Source organism: Streptomyces ureilyticus (assembly GCF_011045025.1).
In the GTDB taxonomy this organism is placed as follows: Bacteria; Actinomycetota; Actinomycetes; order Streptomycetales; family Streptomycetaceae; genus Streptomyces; species Streptomyces ureilyticus.
The window spans coordinates 32571-54684 of the sequence record NZ_JAAKZX010000008.1 but is presented as its reverse complement, the minus strand read 5'-3'; the positions used below and the strand labels follow the sequence as shown (position 1 = coordinate 54684).

20 protein-coding genes are annotated in these 22114 nt (G+C 69.2%); 17 read left to right on the top strand and 3 right to left on the bottom strand.

The window, feature by feature from the left end:
- Window positions 1-192 precede the first annotated feature (192 nt).
- Window positions 193-1611, top strand: a complete 1419-nt coding sequence (locus tag G6048_RS04200) for a sugar porter family MFS transporter (RefSeq protein WP_165338053.1) — start codon at window positions 193-195, stop codon at window positions 1609-1611.
- Window positions 1612-1632: 21 nt separating this feature from the next.
- On the opposite strand, the gene G6048_RS04195 is transcribed toward G6048_RS04200, so the two are convergent.
- The gene (locus G6048_RS04195; protein WP_165338052.1) at window positions 1633-2613 is read right to left on the bottom strand and encodes an LLM class flavin-dependent oxidoreductase; all 981 of its coding nucleotides are present in this window, start codon (window positions 2611-2613) and stop codon (window positions 1633-1635) included.
- 301 nt (window positions 2614-2914) lie between these two features.
- Between G6048_RS04195 and ftsY the strand changes: the two genes are divergently transcribed.
- Window positions 2915-4111, top strand: coding sequence for a signal recognition particle-docking protein FtsY (ftsY, locus tag G6048_RS04190; RefSeq protein ID WP_165338051.1), 1197 nt, complete (start codon window positions 2915-2917; stop codon window positions 4109-4111).
- An 81-nt stretch (window positions 4112-4192) separates the two neighbouring features.
- Here the strand turns inward: ftsY and G6048_RS04185 are convergent, their stop codons facing one another.
- The gene (locus G6048_RS04185) at window positions 4193-4861 is read right to left on the bottom strand and encodes a bifunctional DNA primase/polymerase (protein ID WP_165338050.1); all 669 of its coding nucleotides are present in this window, start codon (window positions 4859-4861) and stop codon (window positions 4193-4195) included.
- A gap of 440 nt (window positions 4862-5301) precedes the next feature.
- Between G6048_RS04185 and nsdA the strand changes: the two genes are divergently transcribed.
- The 5 genes from nsdA (at window position 5302) to ffh (ending at window position 12978) form a co-directional block, all read left to right on the top strand.
- The gene (nsdA, locus tag G6048_RS04180) at window positions 5302-6795 is read left to right on the top strand and encodes a transcriptional repressor NsdA (protein WP_165338097.1); all 1494 of its coding nucleotides are present in this window, start codon (window positions 5302-5304) and stop codon (window positions 6793-6795) included.
- 312 nt (window positions 6796-7107) lie between these two features.
- Window positions 7108-8445, top strand: coding sequence for an ammonium transporter (locus tag G6048_RS04175; protein ID WP_165338049.1), 1338 nt, complete (start codon window positions 7108-7110; stop codon window positions 8443-8445).
- Window positions 8442-8780 (top strand): P-II family nitrogen regulator, encoded by a 339-nt coding sequence (locus G6048_RS04170; RefSeq protein ID WP_009308760.1) that lies wholly within the window; start codon window positions 8442-8444, stop codon window positions 8778-8780. Before G6048_RS04175 ends, G6048_RS04170 begins: the two co-directional genes overlap by 4 nt.
- A 25-nt stretch (window positions 8781-8805) precedes the next feature.
- The gene (locus G6048_RS04165; protein ID WP_165338048.1) at window positions 8806-11280 is read left to right on the top strand and encodes a [protein-PII] uridylyltransferase; all 2475 of its coding nucleotides are present in this window, start codon (window positions 8806-8808) and stop codon (window positions 11278-11280) included.
- A 144-nt stretch (window positions 11281-11424) separates the two neighbouring features.
- Window positions 11425-12978, top strand: coding sequence for a signal recognition particle protein (ffh, locus tag G6048_RS04160; protein ID WP_165338047.1), 1554 nt, complete (start codon window positions 11425-11427; stop codon window positions 12976-12978).
- 79 nt (window positions 12979-13057) lie between these two features.
- Here ffh and G6048_RS04155 read toward each other — a convergent pair whose 3' ends face one another.
- Window positions 13058-13924 (bottom strand): SAM-dependent methyltransferase, encoded by an 867-nt coding sequence (locus G6048_RS04155; protein WP_165338046.1) that lies wholly within the window; start codon window positions 13922-13924, stop codon window positions 13058-13060.
- Between the two features lie 233 nt (window positions 13925-14157).
- Here G6048_RS04155 and proS point away from each other — a divergent pair, with 233 nt between their 5' ends.
- The 10 genes from proS (at window position 14158) to lepB (G6048_RS04105) (ending at window position 22091) form a co-directional block, all read left to right on the top strand.
- The gene (gene proS, locus G6048_RS04150; protein ID WP_165338045.1) at window positions 14158-15573 is read left to right on the top strand and encodes a proline--tRNA ligase; all 1416 of its coding nucleotides are present in this window, start codon (window positions 14158-14160) and stop codon (window positions 15571-15573) included.
- A gap of 304 nt (window positions 15574-15877) precedes the next feature.
- Window positions 15878-16474: a hypothetical protein gene (locus G6048_RS04145; protein ID WP_033321112.1), complete on the top strand. Its 597-nt coding sequence runs from the start codon at window positions 15878-15880 to the stop codon at window positions 16472-16474.
- Window positions 16475-16700: 226 nt separating this feature from the next.
- Window positions 16701-17129, top strand: a complete 429-nt coding sequence (gene rpsP / locus G6048_RS04140; protein WP_165338044.1) for a 30S ribosomal protein S16 — start codon at window positions 16701-16703, stop codon at window positions 17127-17129.
- Window positions 17130-17131: 2 nt separating this feature from the next.
- Window positions 17132-17371: an RNA-binding protein gene (locus tag G6048_RS04135; RefSeq protein ID WP_014176063.1), complete on the top strand. Its 240-nt coding sequence runs from the start codon at window positions 17132-17134 to the stop codon at window positions 17369-17371.
- Between the two features lie 104 nt (window positions 17372-17475).
- A complete protein-coding gene (gene rimM, locus G6048_RS04130) occupies window positions 17476-18072 on the top strand; it encodes a ribosome maturation factor RimM (protein ID WP_165338043.1) in 597 nt (198 codons plus the stop codon).
- Window positions 18072-18905, top strand: coding sequence for a tRNA (guanosine(37)-N1)-methyltransferase TrmD (gene trmD / locus G6048_RS04125; RefSeq protein ID WP_165338042.1), 834 nt, complete (start codon window positions 18072-18074; stop codon window positions 18903-18905). Before rimM ends, trmD begins: the two co-directional genes overlap by 1 nt.
- Window positions 18906-19039: 134 nt before the next feature.
- Window positions 19040-19390, top strand: coding sequence for a 50S ribosomal protein L19 (gene rplS, locus G6048_RS04120; RefSeq protein ID WP_016432403.1), 351 nt, complete (start codon window positions 19040-19042; stop codon window positions 19388-19390).
- Between the two features lie 44 nt (window positions 19391-19434).
- Window positions 19435-20175 (top strand): signal peptidase I, encoded by a 741-nt coding sequence (gene lepB / locus G6048_RS04115; protein WP_165338041.1) that lies wholly within the window; start codon window positions 19435-19437, stop codon window positions 20173-20175.
- Window positions 20168-21226, top strand: a complete 1059-nt coding sequence (gene lepB, locus G6048_RS04110) for a signal peptidase I (protein WP_165338040.1) — start codon at window positions 20168-20170, stop codon at window positions 21224-21226. The genes lepB (G6048_RS04115) and lepB (G6048_RS04110) overlap by 8 nt, the downstream gene beginning before the upstream one ends.
- Entirely contained in the window at window positions 21138-22091 is a 954-nt protein-coding gene (lepB, locus tag G6048_RS04105) for a signal peptidase I (protein WP_165338039.1), read from the top strand. Before lepB (G6048_RS04110) ends, lepB (G6048_RS04105) begins: the two co-directional genes overlap by 89 nt.
- Window positions 22092-22114: the final 23 nt, after the last annotated feature.

Here is a 22114-nt window from a genome sequence, read left to right as displayed (position 1 = left end):
TGCGTGGCGGTCACAACATGGGCACGCCATTTAAGCATCGAACACAAAATCCTTACCTACTTATGGTCCTGCTCTCATCCACCCCGGTTGACTTCAAAACTTGAAGGAATAACCTCGAAAACGTTGCCTTTACCTTCAGTTGAAGGGCTTGCCCACCCCCCGGCAGCGAGGCCGGCGGCCCGAGGAGTACATGTGACCAGCGCAGCGCAGGTATCCAAGTCAGGAGCCCGGGAGGCTCATCCCGAACACCTCGGGCACGTCATCTTCATCGCGGCGGCGGCCGCGATGGGTGGCTTCCTCTTCGGCTACGACAGTGCCGTGATCAACGGCGCCGTCGAAGCCATCCGGCACCGCTACGACATCGGCTCCGCGGCTCTCGCGCAGGTGATCGCCATCGCGCTGATCGGCTGCGCGATCGGCGCCGCAACCGCGGGCCGGATCGCCGACCGCATAGGCCGCATCCGCTGTATGCAGATCGCGGCCGTCCTCTTCATCGTCAGCGCCGTCGGCTCCGCACTGCCCTTCGCGCTGTACGACCTGGCCTTCTGGCGCATCGTCGGCGGCTTCGCCATCGGCATGGCCTCAGTGATCGGCCCCGCCTACATCGCCGAGGTCGCCCCCGCCGCGTACCGCGGACGCCTCGGCTCCTTCCAGCAGGCCGCGATCGTCATCGGCATCGCCGTCTCGCAGCTGGTCAACTGGGGCATCCTGAACGCCGCGGACGGCGACCAGCGCGGCACCCTGATGGGCCTGGAAGCCTGGCAGGTCATGCTCGGCGTGATGGTCATCCCCGCCGTCCTGTACGGCCTGCTCTCCTTCGCGATCCCCGAATCGCCCCGCTACCTCATCTCCGCCGGCAAGGAGACCCGCGCCCGCGAGGTGCTCGCCGAGGTCGAGGGCAAGGACATCGACCTGGACGCCCGCGTGCGGGAGATCGAGCACGCCATGAAGAGCGAGCACAAGTCGACCTTCCGGGACCTGCTCGGCGGCAGCTTCCTCTTCCGGCCGATCGTCTGGATCGGCATCGGACTCTCCGTCTTCCAGCAGTTCGTCGGCATCAACGTCGCGTTCTACTACTCCTCGACCCTGTGGCAGTCCGTCGGCGTCGACCCGACGGAGTCGTTCTTCTACTCGTTCACGACGTCGATCATCAACATCGTCGGCACCGTGATCGCCATGATCTTCGTCGACCGCATCGGCCGCAGGCCCCTCGCGCTCATCGGCTCCGTCGGCATGGTCATCGGTCTCGCCCTCGAAGCCTGGGCCTTCTCCTTCGACCTCGTCGGCGGCAAGCTGCCGGCCACGCAGGGCTGGGTCGCGCTGATCGCCGCCCACGTCTTCGTGCTCTTCTTCGCCCTCTCGTGGGGTGTGGTGGTCTGGGTCTTCCTCGGCGAGATGTTCCCGAACAAGATCCGCGCCGCCGCCCTCGGCGTCGCCGCCTCCGCGCAGTGGATCGCCAACTGGGCCATCACCGCGAGCTTCCCGTCCCTGGCGGACTGGAACCTCTCCCTGACGTACGTGATCTACACCGTCTTCGCCGCCCTCTCCATCCCCTTCGTGCTCAAGTTCGTCACGGAGACCAAGGGCAAGGCGCTGGAGGAGATGGGATAGGCCAGGCTGTACGGCCCCGGCTCAGCCCTCCGCGGCCTTGAGCCGGGGCAGCACGTTCTCGCAGAACAGATGCATGCTGCGCCAGCCCTCGTCGACCGGCATTCCGCCGGACAGGGGATGCAGTACGTAGTTCTCGAGGCCCTGGGCCAGGCACTCGTCCGGCGTCACGATCCGGTACACACCCTCCGCGCGCAGCTCGTCGACCGTTGTCGCCCCCGACTTCACCGCGGAACGGATGTCGCCGGACTGCCAGGACGCGTACGTCCGCGCCTCGTGCAGGAAGTGCTCGCCGTGCTCCGACCACACCCGGTCCGGATCCTCGGCCAGGTGCAGCAGCGGCGTCTCGGCCGGAGGCATCATGGTCCAGCCCTCCGTGCCGTACTCCACGAGACGCTCTTTGTAGTACGCCTCCAGCTCCGGCAGATGCGCGCTCGGGAAGAACGGCAGCCCGAGCCGGGCGGCACGCCGGGCCGCCGCCTGCGAGGAGCCGCCGACCAGCAGCAGCGGATGCGGCCGGGTGTACGGGCGCGGGGTGATCCGAACCGTACGGCCGCGGTACTCGAACTCCTCGCCCGTCCACGCCTTGAGCAGCGTCTCCAGCAGCTCGTCCTGGAGCTTGCCGCGCCGCTTCCACTCGACGTCGAAGAGCGCGTACTCCTCGGGGCGGTAGCCGATCCCCGCGACCGTCACCAGCCGGCCGCCGCTGATCAGGTCGAGTACGGCCATCTCCTCGGCCAGCCGCAGCGGATCGTGCAGCGGGCCGATGATCGCCGAGACCGTGACCGCGATCCGCCGGGTGGCGCCGAAGACCGCGCCGGCGAAGGTGAAGGGGGAGGGCAGCCAGTTGTTGGCGGCGCCGTGGTGCTCCTCGGTCTGTACGGTGCTCATCCCGCGGTCGTCGGCGTACTTGGCCATCTCCAGGGCGGCCTGGTAGCGGGCGCTGAGGGATTCGCTCGTCGCGTCGGGCTCCACCAGGTTGAAACGTACGACCGTCACGGGCATGGCGGGTCCTCCTTCGGGCGGGGTGCCGGAGAAGGGGGACGGTAGCTGACGGGGCGTCAGACGGCTAGAGAGGGCAGGCTCCCTTTTACGAGGGTTGTGGCAACCCACGTCATGAGCTGCCACAACCCTCCGTGCGCCTCGCGCACGATACGCGCAACCACTGGTGGCGTTGTGACTCCGCCCCGAGGGGCTTCTCGCCCAGCCGAGGCCGGGCGACGGTCCAGCCCAGCCCGCAGGGACGAAAAGTCCCCGCGAGGAGAACGAACGGTCGCCCGACGGGTCACGCCATACTGGACGCGTTATGGAAATCGTCATCCTTCTTGTAGTCATCGCCGTAGTCGTGATCGGTGCGCTCGGCGGGCTCGTCGTCGGCAGCCGCCGACGGAAGCAGCCGCCCCCGCCGCCTCCCGCCACGCCCGACATCACCGCCCCTCCGGCCGAGCCGCACGTCGGCGACGAGGCCGAGACGCCGCGCGAGGAACCGCGTCGCACGATCGAGGAGGTGGATCTTCCGGACACCTCGGGGGCCGTCGCCGTCGAGGAGCGTCCGGCCGCACCCGAGATCGAGATCCCGGAGCCGGCCGCGGGGCGCCTGGTGCGACTGCGCGCCCGGCTCTCCCGCTCGCAGAACGCGCTCGGCAAGGGGCTGCTCACGCTCCTCTCGCGCGAGCACCTGGACGACGACACCTGGGAGGAGATCGAGGACACGCTGCTCACCGCCGATGTCGGCGTGCAGCCCACCCAGGAGCTGGTCGAGGGGCTGCGTGAGCGTGTGAAGGTGCTCGGCACCCGTACGCCCGCGGAGCTGCGCGGCCTGTTGCGTGAGGAACTGCTCAAGCTGGTCGGCACCGACATGGACCGCACCGTGAAGACGGAGCCCGAGGCCAGCAAGCCCGGCATCGTGATGGTCGTCGGCGTCAACGGCACCGGCAAGACCACCACTACCGGCAAGCTCGCCCGCGTCCTCGTCGCGGACGGCCGCACCGTCGTCCTGGGTGCCGCCGACACCTTCCGTGCCGCCGCCGCCGATCAGCTCCAGACCTGGGGCGAGCGGGTCGGCGCGTACACGGTGCGTGGGCCCGAGGCCGGCGATCCCGCTTCCGTGGCCTTCGACGCGGTCAAGGAGGGCAAGGAGATGGGCACGGACGTCGTGCTCATCGACACCGCGGGGCGCCTGCACACCAAGACCGGGCTGATGGACGAGCTCGGCAAGGTCAAGCGCGTGGTCGAGAAGCAGGCGCCGCTCGACGAGATCCTGCTGGTCCTGGACGCCACCACCGGTCAGAACGGCCTCGTCCAGGCCCGTGTCTTCGCCGAGGTCGTCGACATCACCGGCATTGTCCTGACGAAGCTCGACGGCACGGCCAAGGGCGGCATCGTCATCGCCGTCCAGCGTGAGCTGGGGGTTCCGGTCAAGCTCGTCGGCCTGGGGGAGGGCGCGGACGACTTGGCGCCGTTCGAGCCGGAGGCTTTTGTTGACGCCCTTATCGGAGAGTGAGACCAGGTACGGAAATCCGTATGTGGTTGAAGAAGCGCCCGTCCCAAGGTGCAGTTGGGTCGGGCGCTTCGCTGTGTACGGCTATGCCCGCGACCGGTGCGTCACGTAAGCCAGTGTCCCGAGCAGCAGGCGTGCCGCGGGTGGCTTCGTCGCCGAGTCGAGGGCGGGGGAGCGGAGCCAGTGGGCCGGGCCGAGGCCGGCGCGGTCGGAGGGCGGGGCCGTGATGTACGTGCCGGGGCCGAGGCCGTGCAGGTCGAGGGTGGCGTCGTCCCAGTCCCAGCCCATGCGGTAGAGGAGCTCGGGCAGTTCGGCCGCTGTGCCGGGGGCGACGAAGAAGTGGGCGCGGCCGTCCGGGGTCGCCGTCACGGGGCCCAGCGGGAGGCCCATCCGTTCGAGGCGGATCAGTGCGCGCCGTCCGGCGGGTTCGGCGACCTCGATCACGTCGAAGGCGCGTCCCACCGGGAGCATCATGGCGGCGCCGGGGAAGTCGGCCCAGGCCTCGGTCGCCTGGTCGAGGGTGGCGCCGGCCGGGATGACCGGAGCGAAGTGCAGTGGGTGTGCGCCGGGTGCCGGGCAGTCGGCCCGGCCGCAGGAGCAGGAACCCGCGGCCGCCCGGGCGCCTGGCACCACGTCCCACCCCCACAGTCCGGTGAACTCGGCCACGGCGGTGCACTCCAGCGTGCGGCCCCGGCGACGTGAGCCGGGCCTGATCTCGCGCATCCCACGGCTGCCGCCGATCGTGAAGCCCATGCCCCCTCCAACAGGTTCAGCGCACCGATGGTTACGTGGCGGAATCAGAACGTAACTCTGCGTTCCCGGCGCCGGCTTGGGTCAAGCGGCGCCCAGAAGCGCTGCGGGTGGTGTGCTTGGCTTCGTGCGCCCCGGCGTGCTCCGTTCCGCCACTCCTGGCCGTCCTGTGTCAAGTGAATCGCGGACCGGCCACTGTGAGTTCATTCGAAGGGGTGGCGAATGGTGGCGTTTCCGCTTCCGCCATGGCCGGGGAGGTGATCGTAGGATTACTGTGTGTGCACGACTCCTGGGGACGCTCGCACTCGTGAGTATGCCGGAGGCAAGTCGGCTCTTCGTTCGACAGGTGAGAACCGCCGGACGGGCGACCGTATGAACCGGCAATCTGGTAGGGCTTGGCGCACACAGCGCAACAAGTGGTTTGAAGAAATGGGGGCGTGCCAGTGGGCGGCGACGGCGGAAGCGGGACAAACGCTACGAACGCCACGAACGCTGACAAGCGCCCCAATGAGCTGCTCGGCTCCTGGTTCGTGCGCAGCGGCTGGTCCAAGGGTGAGCTGGCACGCCAAGTGAACCGCAGGGCCCGCCAGTTGGGCGCCAACCACATCTCCACGGACACCTCCCGCGTACGCCGCTGGCTGGACGGGGAGAACCCGCGCGAGCCGATCCCGCGCATCCTGTCCGAGCTGTTCTCCGAGCGCTTCGGCTGCGTCGTCGCCGTCGAGGACCTCGGCCTGCGCTCCGCCCACCAGTCACCGTCCGTGTCCGGCGTCGATCTGCCGTGGACCGCCCCGCAGACCGTCGCCCTGATCAGCGAGTTCTCCCGCAGCGACCTGATGCTCGCCCGCCGCGGCTTCCTCGGCACCTCGCTGGCCCTCTCCGCCGGCTCGTCACTGATCGAGCCCATGCAGCGCTGGCTGGTTCCCAGCCCCGCGAGCCCCCGCGAAGAACCCGAGCCCCCGGCCGTCGCGCGGCGTGCGCGCCGGCTGTCCCAGCCCGAACTCGACCTGCTGGAGACCACCACGGTCATGTTCCGGCAGTGGGACGCGCAGTGCGGCGGCGGTCTGCGCCGCAAGGCCGTCGTCGGCCAGCTGCACGAGGTGACGGACCTCCTCCAGGAATCGCAGCCCGAGGCCACCGCCAAACGCCTGTTCAAGGTCGCCGCCGAGCTGGCCGAGCTGGCGGGCTGGATGAGTTACGACGTCGGGCTGCAGCCCACCGCGCAGAAGTACTTCGTCCTCGCCCTGCACGCCGCCAAGGAAGCCGCAGAAAAGCCGCTCGGCTCGTACATTCTGTCCAGCATGAGCCGCCAGATGATCCACCTCGGGCGGCCCGACGACGCACTGGAACTGATCCACCTCGCACAGTACGGAGGCCGCGACTGCGCGAGCCCTCGTACACAGTCCATGCTGTATGCGATGGAGGCCCGGGCGTACGCCAACATGGGGCAGCCCGGCAAGTGCAAGCGCGCCGTCCGGATGGCCGAGGACACCTTCGTCGACGCCGAGGACTTCGACGAGCCCGAGCCCGACTGGATCCGCTTCTTCAACGAGGCGGAGCTGCACGCCGAGAACTCCCACTCCTACCGCGACCTCGCCTATGTCGCGGGCCGCAGCCCCACCTACGCCTCGCTCGCCGAGCCCGTGATGCGGAAGGCCGTCGACCTCTTCGCGAAGGACACCGAGCACCAGCGTTCGTACGCACTCAACCTCATCGGGATGGCCACGGTGCACCTGCTGCAGCGCGAGCCCGAGCAGGGAGCGGAGCTCACCAGGAAGGCGCTCACGGTCGCCAAGAAGGTCCGCTCCGAGCGGGTCAACACCCGTATCCGCAAGACCGTCGACACGGCCGTACGCGACTTCGGGGACCTCGCCGAAGTGGTCGATCTGACCGAGCAACTGGCCCTGGACCTGCCCGAGACCGCCGACGCGGTCTGACCCGCAAAGCCCCGGCCGCGGCCCGCCGTCCCTTACCGCCCGACTCGGCTCCCCACGCCAGGTCATCGGATGGCAGGCCGCGGTCGGCTGCCCGCCCTCGCCAGAAGGTTGCGCCACGATAACGATCGCGCGAGCGGGCATCCGGCAGTTCATCAACGCGTAACACGCGAAGCGTCTTCGTCACGGCGGCGAAACATCGAGGGGCTTCGGCGGAAACGGCGCTGCGCCAATCTCATGCCGCATAACCGGCCCACCGCTCTGCCCGCTCAGGCTTCCCCCGCACGGGGCCGTACCAACGACGAGGAGACGCCGATGGCACCAGCCATCACCCTGGCCGCGGAATCGCTGTCCGCCGCCAATACCGGGTTCATGCTCATCTGTTCTGCCTTGGTGATGCTCATGACACCGGGCCTGGCCTTCTTCTACGGAGGCATGGTCCGCGTCAAGAGCACCCTCAACATGCTGATGATGAGCTTCATCAGCCTGGGGATCGTCACCATTCTGTGGGTGCTGTACGGCTTCTCCATGGCGTTCGGCACCGACTCCGGCAGCATCATCGGCTGGTCCTCGGACTACGTCGGGCTCAGCGGCATCGGTCTCACGCAGCTCTGGGACGGCTACACCATCCCGATCTACGTCTTCGCCGTCTTCCAGCTGATGTTCGCGATCATCACGCCCGCCCTGATCAGCGGTGCGCTCGCGGATCGTGTGAAGTTCTCGGCGTGGGCCCTGTTCGTCGCCCTGTGGGCCACGGTCGTCTACTTCCCGGTCGCGCACTGGGTCTGGGGCGCCGGCGGCTGGGCCTTCGAGCTCGGTGTGATCGACTTCGCCGGTGGTACGGCGGTGCACATCAACGCCGGTGCCGCCGCCCTCGGTGTGATCCTGGTCATCGGCAAGCGCGTCGGCTTCAAGAAGGACCCGATGCGCCCGCACAGCCTCCCGCTGGTCATGCTCGGCGCCGGTCTGCTGTGGTTCGGCTGGTTCGGCTTCAACGCCGGCTCCTGGCTCGGCAACGATGACGGCGTCGGCGCGCTGATGTTCATCAACACGCAGGTCGCCACCGCTGCCGCCGTACTCGCCTGGCTCGCCTACGAGAAGATCCGCCACGGCGCGTTCACCACCCTCGGTGCCGCATCCGGCGCGGTCGCCGGTCTGGTCGCGATCACCCCGTCCGGTGGCGCGGTCTCCCCGCTCGGCGCGATCGCCGTCGGCGCCATCGCCGGTGTGCTGTGTGCCATGGCCGTCGGCCTCAAGTACAAGCTCGGCTACGACGACTCGCTCGACGTCGTCGGCGTCCACCTCGTCGGCGGTGTCGTCGGCTCCCTGCTCATCGGCTTCTTCGCCACCGGCGGTGGCCAGTCCGACGTCGCGGGCCTCTTCTACGGCGGCGGCCTGGACCAGTTCTGGAAGCAGTGCGCCGGTGTCTTCGCGGTCCTCGCCTACTCGCTGGTGGCCTCCGCGGTCCTCGCCTTCCTGATCGACAAGACGATCGGGATGCGGGTCAGTGAGGACGACGAGGTCGCCGGCATCGACCAGGCGGAGCACGCCGAAACCGCATACGACTTCAGCGGTGGCGGTGGTGGCTCGGCGTTCAGCGCCGCTCCCAGCGCCCCGGCTCAGGAGGCCAAGGCCAAGAAGGTGGACGCATGAAGCTCATCACCGCAGTCGTCAAGCCGCACCGGCTCGACGAGATCAAGGAAGCCCTGCAGGCCTTCGGGGTGCACGGCCTGACGGTCACCGAGGCCAGCGGCTACGGTCGTCAGCGGGGACACACCGAGGTCTACCGCGGCGCCGAGTACACCGTCGACCTCGTCCCCAAGATCCGTATCGAGGTGCTGGCCGAGGACGACGACGCCGAACAGCTGATCGACGTCATCGTCAAGGCGGCCCGTACCGGCAAGATCGGAGACGGCAAGGTCTGGTCCATCCCGGTCGAGACGGCCGTCCGGGTCCGGACCGGCGAGCGCGGACCCGACGCGCTGTAAAGAGAAGAAGAACAGGAGTCGCTGGGTGACGAGTACGGACGTACGTACGGAAGCAGAGGACTCGGGACCCAGCGGCTACGCGGCGGCCCGGCTGCGCCTCCTCCAGGAGGGGGCGCGGTCCGGGCCGCCGCGCCGTGCGGCCCTCGCGGAACTGACCGACGACTGGCTCACCGGTCTGTTCGACGCCGGAGCCGAAGGGCTGCGCGGCGTCTCCCTCATCGCCGTCGGCGGCTACGGCCGCGGCGAACTCTCGCCCCGCAGCGACCTCGACCTGCTGCTCCTGCACGACGGCAGCGCCGACCCGGACGCGGTGGCCGCCCTCGCGGACCGCATCTGGTACCCCGTATGGGACCTCGGCCTGGCCCTCGACCACTCCGTCCGTACGCCGGCCGAGGCGCGCAAGACCGCGGGCGAAGACCTGAAGGTCCAGCTCGGCCTGCTCGACGCCCGCCATCTCGCGGGCGACCTAGGCCTGACGGCAGGACTGCGTACGGCCGTCCTCGCCGACTGGCGCAACCAGGCGCCCAAACGCCTCCCCGAACTCCAGGAACTGTGCGCCGAACGGGCCGAGCGCCAGGGCGAGCTGCAGTACCTCCTCGAACCCGACCTCAAAGAAGCCCGCGGCGGCCTCCGCGACGCCACCGCCCTGCGCGCCGTCGCCGCCTCCTGGCTCGCGGACGCCCCGCGCGAGGGCCTCGCCGACGCGCGCAAGCGGATACTCGACGTCCGCGACGCCCTGCACCTCGCGACCGGCCGCGCCACCGACCGGCTCTCGCTCCAGGAACAGGACCAGGTCGCCGCAGAACTCGGCCTGCTGGACGCCGACACCCTGCTGCGCCAGGTGTACGAGGCCGCCCGCGTCATCTCGTACGCCAGTGACGTCACCTGGCGTGAAGTGGGGCGCGTGCTCAAGTCGCGCGCTGTACGCCCGCGCCTGCGCGCCATGCTGGGTGGCGGCAAGCCCGCCCCCGAGCGGTCCCCGCTGGCAGAGGGTGTCGTCGAGCAGGACGGCGAGGTCGTCCTCGCCCGCGCCGCCCGCCCCGACCGCGATCCCGTACTGCCGCTGCGCGCCGCCGCCGCGGCCGCCCAGTCCGGACTGCCGCTCTCGCTGCACGCCGTCCGCAGGATGGCCGCCGCGGCCCGCCCGCTCCCCACGCCCTGGCCCGCCGAGGCCCGCGAACAGCTCGTCACCCTGCTCGGCTCCGGGCGCCCCACGGTCGAGGTCTGGGAGGCGCTGGAGGCGGAGGGCCTGATCACCCAGCTGCTGCCCGACTGGGAACGCGTACGCTGCCGCCCGCAGCGCAACGCCGTGCACATCTGGACCGTCGACCGGCACCTCATCGAGACCGCGGTGCAGGCCTCCGAGCTGACCCGCCGCGTCGGCCGCCCCGACCTCCTCCTGGTCTCCGCGCTGCTGCACGACATCGGCAAGGGCTGGCCCGGCGACCACTCCGTAGCCGGCGAGATCATCGCGCGCGACGTGGCCGCCCGGATCGGCTTCGACCGCACGGACGTCGCGACACTCGCCGCCCTCGTACGCCACCACCTGCTGCTCGTCGAGACGGCGACCCGGCGCGACCTGGAGGACCCGGCCACCGTGCGCTCCGTCGCCGAGGCGGTCGGCTCGCAGGGCACGCTGGAGCTGCTGCACGCGCTCACCGAGGCGGACGCGCTGGCCACCGGGCCCGCCGCCTGGTCCTCGTGGCGCGCGTCCCTGGTGGCCGACCTCGTCAAGCGGGTCTCGGCCGTACTCGCCGGGGACGCCCCCGAGGAGCCGGAGACCGCCGCGCCCACCGCCGAGCAGGAACGTCTCGCGATCGAGGCGTTCCGCACCGGCAGCCCCGTACTGTCCCTGCGCGCCCAGACCGAGCCGCCGGCCGAGGACCCCTCGGGCGAGCCGGAACCCCTCGGTGTGGAACTGCTCATCGCGGTGCCGGACCAGCCCGGGGTGCTGCCTGCCGTGGCCGGCGTGCTCGCGATGCACCGGCTCACCGTGCGTACGGCGGAACTGCGCGCACTGGATCTGCCGGACTCCGTCCAGGACTCCGAGAACTTCTCGCCTTCAGAGGGCTCTGTGCTGCTCCTCGACTGGCGTGTCGCCGCCGAGTACGGCTCGCTGCCGCAGGCCGCCCGGCTGCGTGCGGACCTCGTCCGCGCCCTCGACGGCTCCCTCGATATCGCCGGGCGGCTCGCCGAGCGCGACGCAGCGTATCCCCGGCGCCGGGGCATCATCGCGCCGCCGCCGCGGGTGACGGTCGCTTCGGTCGGGTCGCGGCGGGCCACGGTGATAGAGGTACGCGCTCATGACGCGCCTGGGCTGCTGCACCGCATCGGGCGGGCCCTGGAGGACGCGAACGTCCGCGTGCGCAGCGCCCACGTCAGCACTCTGGGCGCGAACGCGGTGGACGCCTTCTACGTGACGGATCCCGAGGGGGCACCCTTGCCGGGCGAGGAGGCGGCTGCGGTGGCTCGGACGCTGGAGGAGACGTTGCGGGAGTAGCCAGGGGGCGCCTTCCGGCTCCGTACGACGGTGAGGGCGCCCTCCGGCTTCGTATGAACGGGGTGAAGACCCCACTTGGCGCGTGCGGATACCCTGGAGGGCGACCCTGTCCGCCTGCTCCCAACTTGAGGATTCGCGACCGCCGTGTTCGACACTCTTTCCGATCGCCTCGCAGCGACATTCAAGAACCTCCGCGGCAAAGGGCGCCTCTCCGAGGCGGACATCGACGCCACGGCACGCGAGATCCGTATCGCCCTGCTGGAGGCGGACGTCGCGCTGCCAGTGGTGCGCGCCTTCATCAAGCAGGTCAAGGAGAGGGCGGCCGGCGCCGAGGTCTCCCAGGCGCTGAACCCGGCCCAACAGGTCATCAAGATCGTCAACGAGGAGCTCGTCGGCATCCTCGGCGGCGAGACCCGCCGACTGCGCTTCGCCAAGCAGCCGCCCACCGTGATCATGCTCGCGGGTCTGCAGGGTGCCGGTAAGACGACCCTCGCCGGAAAGCTCGGCAAGTGGCTCCAGAGCCAGGGCCACGCCCCCGTGCTCGTCGCCTGCGACCTCCAGCGCCCGAACGCCGTGAACCAGCTGAGCGTCGTCGCCGAGCGCGCGGGCGTCGGCATCTACGCGCCCGAGCCGGGCAACGGCGTGGGCGACCCGGTCCAGGTCGCCAAGGACTCCATCGAGTACGCGAAGCAGAAGCTCCACGACGTCGTCATCGTCGACACCGCGGGCCGCCTCGGTATCGACACCGAGATGATGCAGCAGGCCGCCGACATCCGTGACGCGGTCTCGCCGGACGAGGTCCTCTTCGTCGTCGACGCGATGATCGGTCAGGACGCGGTGAACACCGCGGAGGCCTTCCGGGACGGCGTCGGCTTCGACGGTGTGGTCCTGTCGAAGCTCGACGGTGACGCCCGCGGAGGTGCGGCGCTGTCGATCGCGCATGTCACCGGACGCCAGATCATGTTCGCCTCGAACGGCGAGAAGCTCGACGACTTCGACGCGTTCCACCCGGACCGCATGGCGTCCCGCATTCTCGGCATGGGCGACATGCTCACGCTGATCGAGAAGGCCGAGCAGACCTTCTCGCAGCAAGAGGCCGAGAAGATGGCGTCCAAGCTGGCGTCCAGCAAGGGCAAGGACTTCACGCTCGACGACTTCCTGGACCAGATGGAGCAGGTCAGGAAGATGGGCTCCATCTCCAAGCTGCTCGGCATGCTCCCGGGCATGGGCCAGATCAAGGACCAGATCAACAACCTCGACGAGCGCGACGTCGACCGTACGGCCGCGATCATCAAGTCGATGACTCCGGCCGAGCGCCAGGAGCCGACGATCATCAACGGCTCGCGGCGCGCCCGTATCGCCAAGGGTTCCGGTGTCGAGGTCAGCGCGGTCAAGGGCCTGGTCGAGCGGTTCTTCGAGGCGCGCAAGATGATGTCCCGCATGGCCCAGGGCGGAGGTATGCCGGGTATGCCCGGGATGCCGGGCTCGGGCGGCGGCGCCGGCCGGACGAAGAAGGCGCCCAAGAAGGCCAAGGGCAAGCAGCGTTCCGGCAACCCGATGAAGCGCAAGCAGCAGGAGCAGGAAGCCGCCGCCCGCCGGGAGGCCGCGAGTCAGGCCGGCGGCGCCCTGGGCCTGCCGGGCGGCCAGCAGCCGCAGGACTTCGAACTGCCCGACGAGTTCAAGAAGTTCATGCGCTGACGGTTTTTCCGTACGCCTTTGCTCGTACGTCGCTGGGGGCGCCCTTCTCCGGGAGGGTGCCCCCAGCGACGTATCGGGGCTACGTCGTACGCGCGATCAGGTACCGGAACACATTCGGCATCCACACCGTGCCGTCGTGCCGCTGATGAGCATGGAGTGCTTCCGTCAGCTCCTTGTCGACCTGGGCCTGGTCGGTCGCGGCGGCGGCCGCGTCGAAGAGGCCGGTGGACAGCAGTCCGCGTACGGCGTTGTCCATGTCGGCGTACCCGAAGGGGCAGGCAACCCGTCCGGAGCCGTCGGGCCGCAGGCCGGCGCGCTGGGCGACCTCCTCCAGGTCGTCGCGGCGGGCCGGGCGCCAGCTGCCCGTGCTGCGCAGGGGATCCGCCAGTTTGGTGGCGACCCGCAGCACGGACGAGGTGGCGCAGCGTTCCGGCGGGCCCCAGCCGACGAGTACCACCGGGGTGCCGCGGGCGGCGAGCGGAGTCGCGGCCTGGAGGAGTTCACCGAGACCTTCGGAGTCGCCGGCCATGCAGCCGATCGGTTCGAAGGCGGTCACCAGGTTGTACGCGGGCGCATCCGCGTTTTCGGCCTCCTCCGGGGGCCCGTCGACCAGCCGTACGCCTCGTGCGCCGGTACGCGCGCGCGTGCCCCATGCTTCGGGCAGCAGACGTTCCCGCGCGAGGGCCAGCCGTTCGGGTGTGCACGCGTCGACACCGGTGACCGTGGCGCCCCGCGTGGCCGCCATGAGGAGGGCGAGGCCGGAACCGCAGCCGAGGCCGAGCAGGCAGGTCGAGGGGCCTACTTCGAGGCGTTCGTAGACGGCTTCGTAGAGCGGGACGAGCATCCGTTCCTGGATCTCGGCCCAGTCACGCGCGCGTGCGCACGGGTCCACACGGGACGTGGGTCCTGCGTGAGGCAGGTGCTGCCGCACGAGCGTAGGTGTCATAAAGCGCCCCAATCCACCGAGAGTTGCTGCTGTGCCCCGTTTCCTTTGCCCCCGTGCAGTGCGCTCCGCACTCCCCCCGTATGCCAGGAAACTCCGCGCTCGTCGTGGCGTCCAGGGGTTGCGGCCGTCTGCTTGAGTGCCACCCATATGCGCCTCAATGCGCCCTGGCTGGTTGGCGTGCGGAGGAATAATTCGGTGACGATCGGGACAGTGGCCGCCCTACTGTTCGTCCCATGGCTAAGGCACCTGTTCTCACTCCCAGGGCGGACGATTTTCCGCGCTGGTACCAGGATCTGATCACCAAGGCCGAGCTGGCCGACAACGGGCCGGTGCGCGGCACCATGGTGATCCGACCGTATGGGTACGGGCTGTGGGAGCGGATGCAGCAGGACATGGACGCCCGCATCAAGGAGACGGGCACCCAGAACGCGTACTTCCCGCTCCTGATCCCGCAGTCGTACCTCTCCAGGGAGGCCGATCACGTCGAGGGTTTCGCGCCCGAGCTGGCCGTGGTCACCCATGGTGGCGGCAAGGAGCTCGAGGAGCCCGCCGTCGTCCGCCCCACCTCAGAGATGATCATCAACGCTTCCTTCTCGAAGTGGGTGCAGAGCTACCGCGACCTGCCGCTGTTGATCAATCAATGGGGGAACGTGGTGCGCTGGGAGCTGCGGCCGCGCCTCTTCCTGCGGACCACCGAGTTCCTGTGGCAGGAGGGGCACACCGCGCACGCCACGTACGAGGAGGCGCGTGATTTCGCGGCGCGCATCCAGCACCAGGTCTACGCGGACTTCATGAGGAACACCCTCGCGATGGATGTCGTCCTGGGCCGCAAGACCGCCAAGGAGCGTTTCGCGGGCGCCATCAACACCCTCACGCTCGAGGGCATGATGGGCGACGGCAAGGCCCTCCAGTTGGGTACCAGCCATGAACTCGGCCAGAACTTCGCGAAGGCGTTCAACACCCGCTTCCTGTCGAAAGAAGGCGAGCAGGAACTGGTCTGGCAGACCTCCTGGGGATCGACGACCCGCATGATCGGCGCCCTGGTGATGATGCACGGAGACGACGACGGTCTCCGGGTCCCGCCCCGACTCGCCGCCGTCCAGGCCGTCGTCCTCGCCGTGAAGGGCGATGACACGGTTCTGGCCAAGGTCCGGGAGATGGGCGACCGGCTGAAGGCAGTGGGTGTACGCGTCCAGGTGGACGACCGTACGGACCTGCCGTTCGGCCGCAGAGTCGTGGACTGGGAGCTCAAGGGCGTACCGGTACGTATCGAGGTCGGCCCCCGTGACCTGGAGGACGGCACCGCGATGCTGGCCCGGCGCATCCCCGGCAGCAAGGAGCCGGTGGCGATCGACTCGCTCGCCGGCCTGCTTCCCGCCGTCCTGGAGGACGACCAAGCGCTGCTTCTGCGGCAATCGCGCGAGCGCCGTGAGTCCCGTACGGCTGAGGTGTCGACGGTCGAGGAGGCCGTCGAGGCGGCGGCGTCGGGTGGCTGGGCACGGATCCCGTGGGCCGCTCTCGGCGCGGAAGGCGAGGCCGAGCTGGCCGAGCATGCGGTGACCGTACGGTGTCTGGTCGCGGAGGACGGGTCGGTTCCCGAGTCCGAGGACGCACCCGGTAACGTCGCCGTTGTCGCGCGCGCCTACTGAGGCCCGACGAGAGCGGCTGAAACGCCCCTTGCGCAACTGATGACCGCAGCTGCCCCGTCGCGCGGACGTTGTCTACGTGGCAGACCAAAGGGGTGGCCCGGAGGGCCTCAGTTGAGGGTGGTGGTGGGAGACGGGTGGGCGTACGTATTACTACGTACCGGCTTGGTATGAGCTGTGAGGCTTCTCCGCAGATCAGCGCACCCGCCCTCGTCCGGACGTATCAGCGGCAACTGACGGGTACGTGCAATTTATTTGGGATGCCCCGGAATAGGAACACACGGGCACTCAGGCTCGTTGTCACGACGTGAGCACGACACCACCTGTTCTCGCCGCAGAGCTGGCAGGGGCGTGGGCCGACATTCAGCGGCACCACCCCGAACTGCCCGATCTTGCCGCGCCCGAGTCCCTGATCGGGGAGTCGTCGTCCGCCTGCGGACACGAGCTCTCCTTCGAGCGACTGCTTCACGAGGCAGTCCACGGCATCGCCGCCGCCCGAGGAGTCCGAGACACCTCGCGCGCCGGCCGGTACCACAACCGCAGATTCCTCGCTATTGCCGAGGAGTTGGGCCTCGACCACCCTGAGGAGCCGCATCCCAGCAGTGGCTTCTCGCTGGTCACGCTCAGCCCCGAGGCGAAGCGGCGCTACCGCCCGACGATCGAGCGGCTGACGCGCGCCCTCAAGGCGCACACAGCCGCGACCACCACCGACACGGCACGCAGCTTCAGGGGTCCGGCCGCAAGGCACGGCTCCTCCGGAGGCGGTGTCCGGGTCAAGGCGGTCTGCGACTGCGGGCGTAATGTCCGCGTCGTCCCGTCGGTCCTCGCCCAGGCGCCCATCGTCTGCGGCGGCTGCGGGAAGCCGTTCCGCATCCCCGAGGTGGTCGGCGCCGCAGCGGGCTGAGCGGCGCCCCGCACGGGGCCGGTGACGCCCGTGGCCGTCCTGGTGACGGCCACGGCCCCGGTTCGGCATGCCCGTCCACGTATGGCAGAATGGCTGGCTGTACTCGACAGCCGCATAGGACCCCTCTCTCCTCCGGCTGACGCGTCCATCGGGCACTCGGGTACCGCAACCCCACGCGGCAATCTCGCCGTGCCCAACCACGTCAAGACCAGGAGACACCACTTCCGTGGCAGTCAAGATCAAGCTGAAGCGACTGGGCAAGATCCGTTCGCCTCACTACCGCATCGTCGTCGCCGACTCCCGTACCCGCCGTGACGGCCGGGCCATCGAGGAGATCGGTCTGTACCACCCGGTGCAGAACCCCTCGCGTATCGAGGTGGACTCGGACCGCGCGCAGTACTGGCTGTCTGTCGGCGCCCAGCCGACCGAGCCCGTTCTCGCCATCCTGAAGAAGACCGGCGACTGGCAGAAGTACAAGGGCGAGCCCGCCCCGCCGCCGCTGCTGCAGCCGGCCGAGAAGGCCGCCCGTCCGTCGTTCGAGGCCCTTGGCGGCGACGACGAGGGCAAGGGTGAGGCCATCACCCCGAAGAAGAAGGCTGAGAAGAAGGACGAGGCCAAGGCCGAGTCTTCTTCCTCTGAGTCGACCGAGGCCTGAGCATGCTCGAGGAGGCTCTCGAGCACCTCGTGAAGGGCATCGTGGACAACCCCGACGATGTGCAGGTCGCCTCGCGCAACCTGCGCCGCGGTCGGGTCCTCGAAGTCCGGGTGCACCCCGACGACCTCGGCAAGGTGATCGGGCGCAACGGCCGCACCGCGCGCGCCCTGCGCACCGTCGTGGGCGCCATCGGCGGCCGTGGAGTCCGCGTCGATCTTGTCGACGTGGACCAGGTTCGCTGACGTATACGCAACACCGGCTCGGGCCGGGGAGGGCCACTGGGCTCTCCCCGGCCCGCAGTCGTCTACGAGTAGTGCCGTAGGCACACGACAGGAGACCGAACACAGTGCAGCTGGTAGTCGCTCGCGTCGGCCGCGCCCACGGCATCAAGGGCGAGGTCACCGTCGAGGTACGCACGGACGAGCCGGAGCTGCGGCTCGCGCCCGGCGCCGTACTGGCCACGGACCCCGCCTCGGCCGGTCCGCTGACCATCGAGACGGGCCGGGTGCACAGCGGCCGACTGCTGCTGCGCTTCGAGGGCGTACGGGACCGGAACGCGGCCGAGGCGCTGCGCAACACCCTGCTGATCGCCGAGGTCGACCCGGACGTGACGCCCGAGGAGCCGGACGAGTACTACGACCACCAGCTGATGGACCTGGACGTCGTCACGAAGGACGGCGCCGAGGTCGGACGGATCACGGAGATCTCGCATCTTCCCTCGCAGGACCTCTTCGTGGTGGAACGGCCCGACGGCAGCGAGGCGCTGATCCCGTTCGTCGCGGAGATCGTCGTAGAGATCGACTTGGAGGAGCAGCGGGCGGTCATCGATCCGCCGCCGGGGCTGATCGACGACCGGGCCGAAATCGTGTCCTCCAGGGAGGCCGAAGCGGAAGTCGACTCCTCCAGGGGGGCCGAAAACGCGCCCTCCGGAGAAGAGGCGTAATGCGGCTCGACGTCGTCACGATCTTCCCCGAGTACCTGGAGCCCCTGAACGTCTCCCTCGTCGGCAAGGCACGCGCGCGTGGACAGCTGAATGTGCACGTGCACGATCTACGGCAGTGGACCTACGACCGGCACAGCACCGTCGACGACACCCCCTACGGTGGCGGCCCCGGCATGGTCATGAAGACCGAGCCCTGGGGCGACGCCCTGGACTCCGCGCTGGCGGACGGCTACGAGACCGGCTCTCATGAGCCCGCCCTGGTCGTCCCCACGCCCAGCGGGCAGCCCTTCACCCAGGAACTCGCCGTCGAGCTCTCGGAGCGCCCCTGGCTGCTCTTCGCACCCGCTCGCTACGAGGGCATCGACCGCCGCGTCATCGACGAGTACGCGACCCGGATGCCCGTCCACGAGGTGTCCATCGGCGACTATGTACTGGCCGGCGGAGAGGCGGCCGTACTCGTGATCACGGAGGCCGTGGCCCGGCTGCTGCCGGGAGTCCTGGGCAATGCCGAGTCACACAGGGACGACTCCTTCGCACCCGGCGCCATGGCGAGCCTCCTGGAAGGGCCCGTTTACACGAAGCCACCCCAGTGGCGCGGCCGAGGCATCCCGGACGTCCTGCTCAGCGGCCACCACGGGAAGATCGCCCGCTGGCGCCGCGACGAGGCCCTGCGGCGTACGACAGCCAACCGGCCGGACCTCATCGAGCGCTGCGACCCCGTGGCCTTCGACAAGAAGGACCGCGAAATGCTCTCCATCCTGGGCTGGGCACCGGACCCGGAGGGGAAGCCCTACGGCCGATTTTGGCGCAGGCCAGAGGGCGTGGAAGAATAGACCGCTGCTGTACGTCGTCCGGCGTGCGCCCCTGCCACAGGGGGACACGACGCCCGCCCCGACACGGCAGCACACCTCCCGGAAACCTAGTTCCCGTTGATGACCTGTGGCATCAGCGAAGAAAGCAGACGATCATGTCCCACCTGCTCGACTCCGTCGACGCCGCGTCGCTGCGCAGCGACGTCCCGGCCTTCCGCCCGGGCGACACGGTCAACGTCCACGTCCGCGTCATCGAGGGCAACCGCTCCCGTGTGCAGCAGTTCAAGGGCGTAGTCATCCGTCGCCAGGGTGCCGGTGTCCGCGAGACCTTCACGGTCCGCAAGGTCTCGTTCTCCGTCGGCGTCGAGCGCACCTTCCCGGTGCACACCCCGATCGTCGAGAAGATCGAGCTCGTCACCCGCGGTGACGTCCGTCGCGCCAAGCTGTACTACCTGCGCGAGCTGCGCGGCAAGGCCGCGAAGATCAAGGAGAAGCGCGAGAGCTGAGCTCGCGCCGGAGTCCACAAGAGGGCCGGATAGCATCTGGCCCGATGGACGCCGAAGCACAGTCGACGGAGCGCGACCGCTCCTCCCGCCCCACCGAAGCCGAGGAGATCTCGGCCACAGAGGGGACGGAAGGACGGTCGCGTTTCTCGTTGGTGTCCTGGACCGCCGACTGGCTTCCCGGTGGTCGCATCAGTCTCACAGTGCTCGCCTGCTTGGTTTTTCTGCTGCTTTTGAGTCGGTTTGTGATGCAGCCGTTCCAAATTCCCAGTGGTTCGATGGAGCCAGGATTGAGGATCGGGGACCGCGTTCTCGTAAATAAGTTGGCGTACCGTTTTGGTGCCGAGCCGAACCGCGGCGATGTCGTCGTGTTCGACGGCACGGGCCATTTCGGTGCCGCCGACTACATCAAACGAGTCGTCGGTGTGGGGGGAGACCATGTGGTCTGCTGCGATAGGCAGGGGAGGATCGAGGTGAACGGCCGGTCGGTCGACGAGTCGACGTTTCTGTACCCGGGGAACAAGCCGTCCGAGGTGCCCTTCGACGTCGTTGTGCCCGACGGCACCCTGTTCGTCCTCGGAGACCACCGCGGTGACTCCAGCGACTCCCGCGACCATCTGGGCTCACCGGGCGGCGGCATGGTCCCCGTCGACGACGTCATCGGCAGAGCCGACTGGATCGCCTGGCCCACGAACCACTGGACCCGCCTGGACCCCGCCGACGTCTACGCACGCGTGCCCGAACCGGAGGCGAACGAGCTGAACACCACGGTCGGTGCGCATGGGTAACCGAGGACGACCGCGCGGAAGCCACCGCGTCGACACCCGGCTGCCCACCGGATACCGGCCGACGAGCGGCCGCGTAGGCCCCGGCCGGGCCGAGCGGCGCAAGCTCGCCCGCAAGGTCAAGCGGCGCAGGCAGCGCTCGGCGATCAAGGAGATTCCGCTCCTCATAGGCGTCGCCCTGCTCATAGCCCTCGTCCTGAAGACGTTCCTCGTCCAGGCCTTCGTGATCCCTTCGGGTTCCATGGAGCAGACCATCCGGATCGGCGACCGCGTCCTGGTCGACAAGCTCACCCCGTGGTTCGGCTCCAAGCCCACACGCGGCGACGTCGTCGTCTTCAAGGACCCCGGGGGATGGCTCGAGGACGAGCAGCCGATCCCGAAGCAGGACGACCCCATCGTCGTCAAGCAGGTCAAGCAGGTGCTGACCTTCATCGGCCTGCTGCCCTCCGAGAACGAACGGGACCTGATCAAGCGGGTCGTCGCGGTCGGTGGCGACACCGTCAAGTGCTGCGACGCCCAGGGCCGCGTCACCGTCAACGGAATGCCCATCAATGAGGCTTACATCCATCCCGGCAACAAACCCTCCTCGTTCCGGTTCGAGGTGAAGGTGCCCGCGGGCCGTCTGTGGGTCATGGGTGACCACCGGGAGAACTCCGCCGACTCCCGTTTCCACCGCAACGAGGCCTACAACGGCACCGTTTCCGAAGAGGAGGTCGTCGGCCGTGCCATGGTCATCGCCTGGCCCATCGGCCACTGGCGAGGCCTGGAAGAACAGGACACCTATGTGTCCGTGCCCGACGCGCCCGGCGGGTCGACCACCGCCCTCGGTGCGTCGCATAGGGTGGCCAATGCGGATCGATACGGATTGATCCCGCTCCCGAGCCCTGCGGAACTCCCGCTCGTTATGGGAGTGGTGGGCCTGCGTCGCATCGGGCGCAGTCGGTGGCACGGAGTGAGGAGTGGATGTGGGGGATTTGGCGGTCGGAGCACGGTCCGGACACGAGGGTCCGGAGGACAAACCGGAGCGACCCGAGACGGCTCCCCCGGCCACTGAGGACGCTGTGCCCTCCGGGGGCGACTCCGGAGCCGGAGGCGGCGACGGCGGGCACGAGCAGGGCGGCGATGACGCTCCGAAGCCGAAGAAGCAGCGGTCCTTCTGGAAGGAACTCCCGCTCCTCATCGGTATCGCCCTGGTCCTCGCGCTGCTGATCAAGACCTTCCTGGTACAGGCGTTCTCGATCCCCTCGGACTCGATGCAGAACACCCTTCAGCAGGGTGACCGAGTCCTGGTCGACAAGCTCACTCCGTGGTTCGGCTCCGAGCCGGAGCGCGGCGAGGTCGTCGTCTTCCACGATCCCGACGGCTGGCTGGCGGGTGAGCCGGCCCCCAACCCGAACGCGATCCAGACAGCCCTCAGCTGGATCGGCCTGATGCCGTCCGCCGACGAGAAGGACCTCATCAAGCGGGTCGTAGCGGTCGCCGGAGACACCATCGAGTGCAAGGGCACCGGGCCGCTGAAGGTCAACGGCAAGGAGCTGGACGAGCCTTACGTCTACCCCGGGAACACGCCGTGCAGCGTCGACGATTCGGGCGGCCAGTTCAAGAAGACGGTACCCACGGGCAAAATCTGGGTCATGGGTGACCACCGGCAGAACTCGCTGGACTCCCGCTACCACCAGCAGGACGAGAACAAGGGCTTCGTCCCCGTGGACAACGTCGTGGGCCGCGCCATCGTGGTCGCCTGGCCGCCCACCCGCTGGTCCACGCTGCCGGTGCCGGAAACTTTCGACCAGGGACTCAGTGCCGCCGCGGCTCCGGGCGCGCTCGGCCTCGCGGGCGCGGTGCCCCTGGTGTTGTGGCGCAGGCGCCGGATCACCGTCGAAAACGCCAGGGTTTCTGGGCGCGCTACCGCCAGGTAGGGTGCCGTCCCAGATCGCCGATC

What these genes read in the sequence shown, in the direction of transcription:
- G6048_RS04195 (WP_165338052.1), bottom strand. Translation starts at nt 2,613, where the DNA reads ATGCCCGTGACGGTCGTACGTTTCAACCTGGTGGAGCCCGACGCGACG.
- ftsY (WP_165338051.1), top strand. Translation starts at nt 2,915, where the DNA reads ATGGAAATCGTCATCCTTCTTGTAGTCATCGCCGTAGTCGTGATCGGT.
- G6048_RS04185 (WP_165338050.1), bottom strand. Translation starts at nt 4,861, where the DNA reads ATGGGCTTCACGATCGGCGGCAGCCGTGGGATGCGCGAGATCAGGCCC.
- G6048_RS04175 (WP_165338049.1), top strand. Translation starts at nt 7,108, where the DNA reads ATGGCACCAGCCATCACCCTGGCCGCGGAATCGCTGTCCGCCGCCAAT.
- G6048_RS04170 (WP_009308760.1), top strand. Translation starts at nt 8,442, where the DNA reads ATGAAGCTCATCACCGCAGTCGTCAAGCCGCACCGGCTCGACGAGATC.
- G6048_RS04155 (WP_165338046.1), bottom strand. Translation starts at nt 13,924, where the DNA reads ATGACACCTACGCTCGTGCGGCAGCACCTGCCTCACGCAGGACCCACG.
- proS (WP_165338045.1), top strand. Translation starts at nt 14,158, where the DNA reads ATGGCTAAGGCACCTGTTCTCACTCCCAGGGCGGACGATTTTCCGCGC.
- G6048_RS04135 (WP_014176063.1), top strand. Translation starts at nt 17,132, where the DNA reads ATGCTCGAGGAGGCTCTCGAGCACCTCGTGAAGGGCATCGTGGACAAC.
- trmD (WP_165338042.1), top strand. Translation starts at nt 18,072, where the DNA reads ATGCGGCTCGACGTCGTCACGATCTTCCCCGAGTACCTGGAGCCCCTG.
- rplS (WP_016432403.1), top strand. Translation starts at nt 19,040, where the DNA reads ATGTCCCACCTGCTCGACTCCGTCGACGCCGCGTCGCTGCGCAGCGAC.
- lepB (WP_165338041.1), top strand. Translation starts at nt 19,435, where the DNA reads ATGGACGCCGAAGCACAGTCGACGGAGCGCGACCGCTCCTCCCGCCCC.
- lepB (WP_165338040.1), top strand. Translation starts at nt 20,168, where the DNA reads ATGGGTAACCGAGGACGACCGCGCGGAAGCCACCGCGTCGACACCCGG.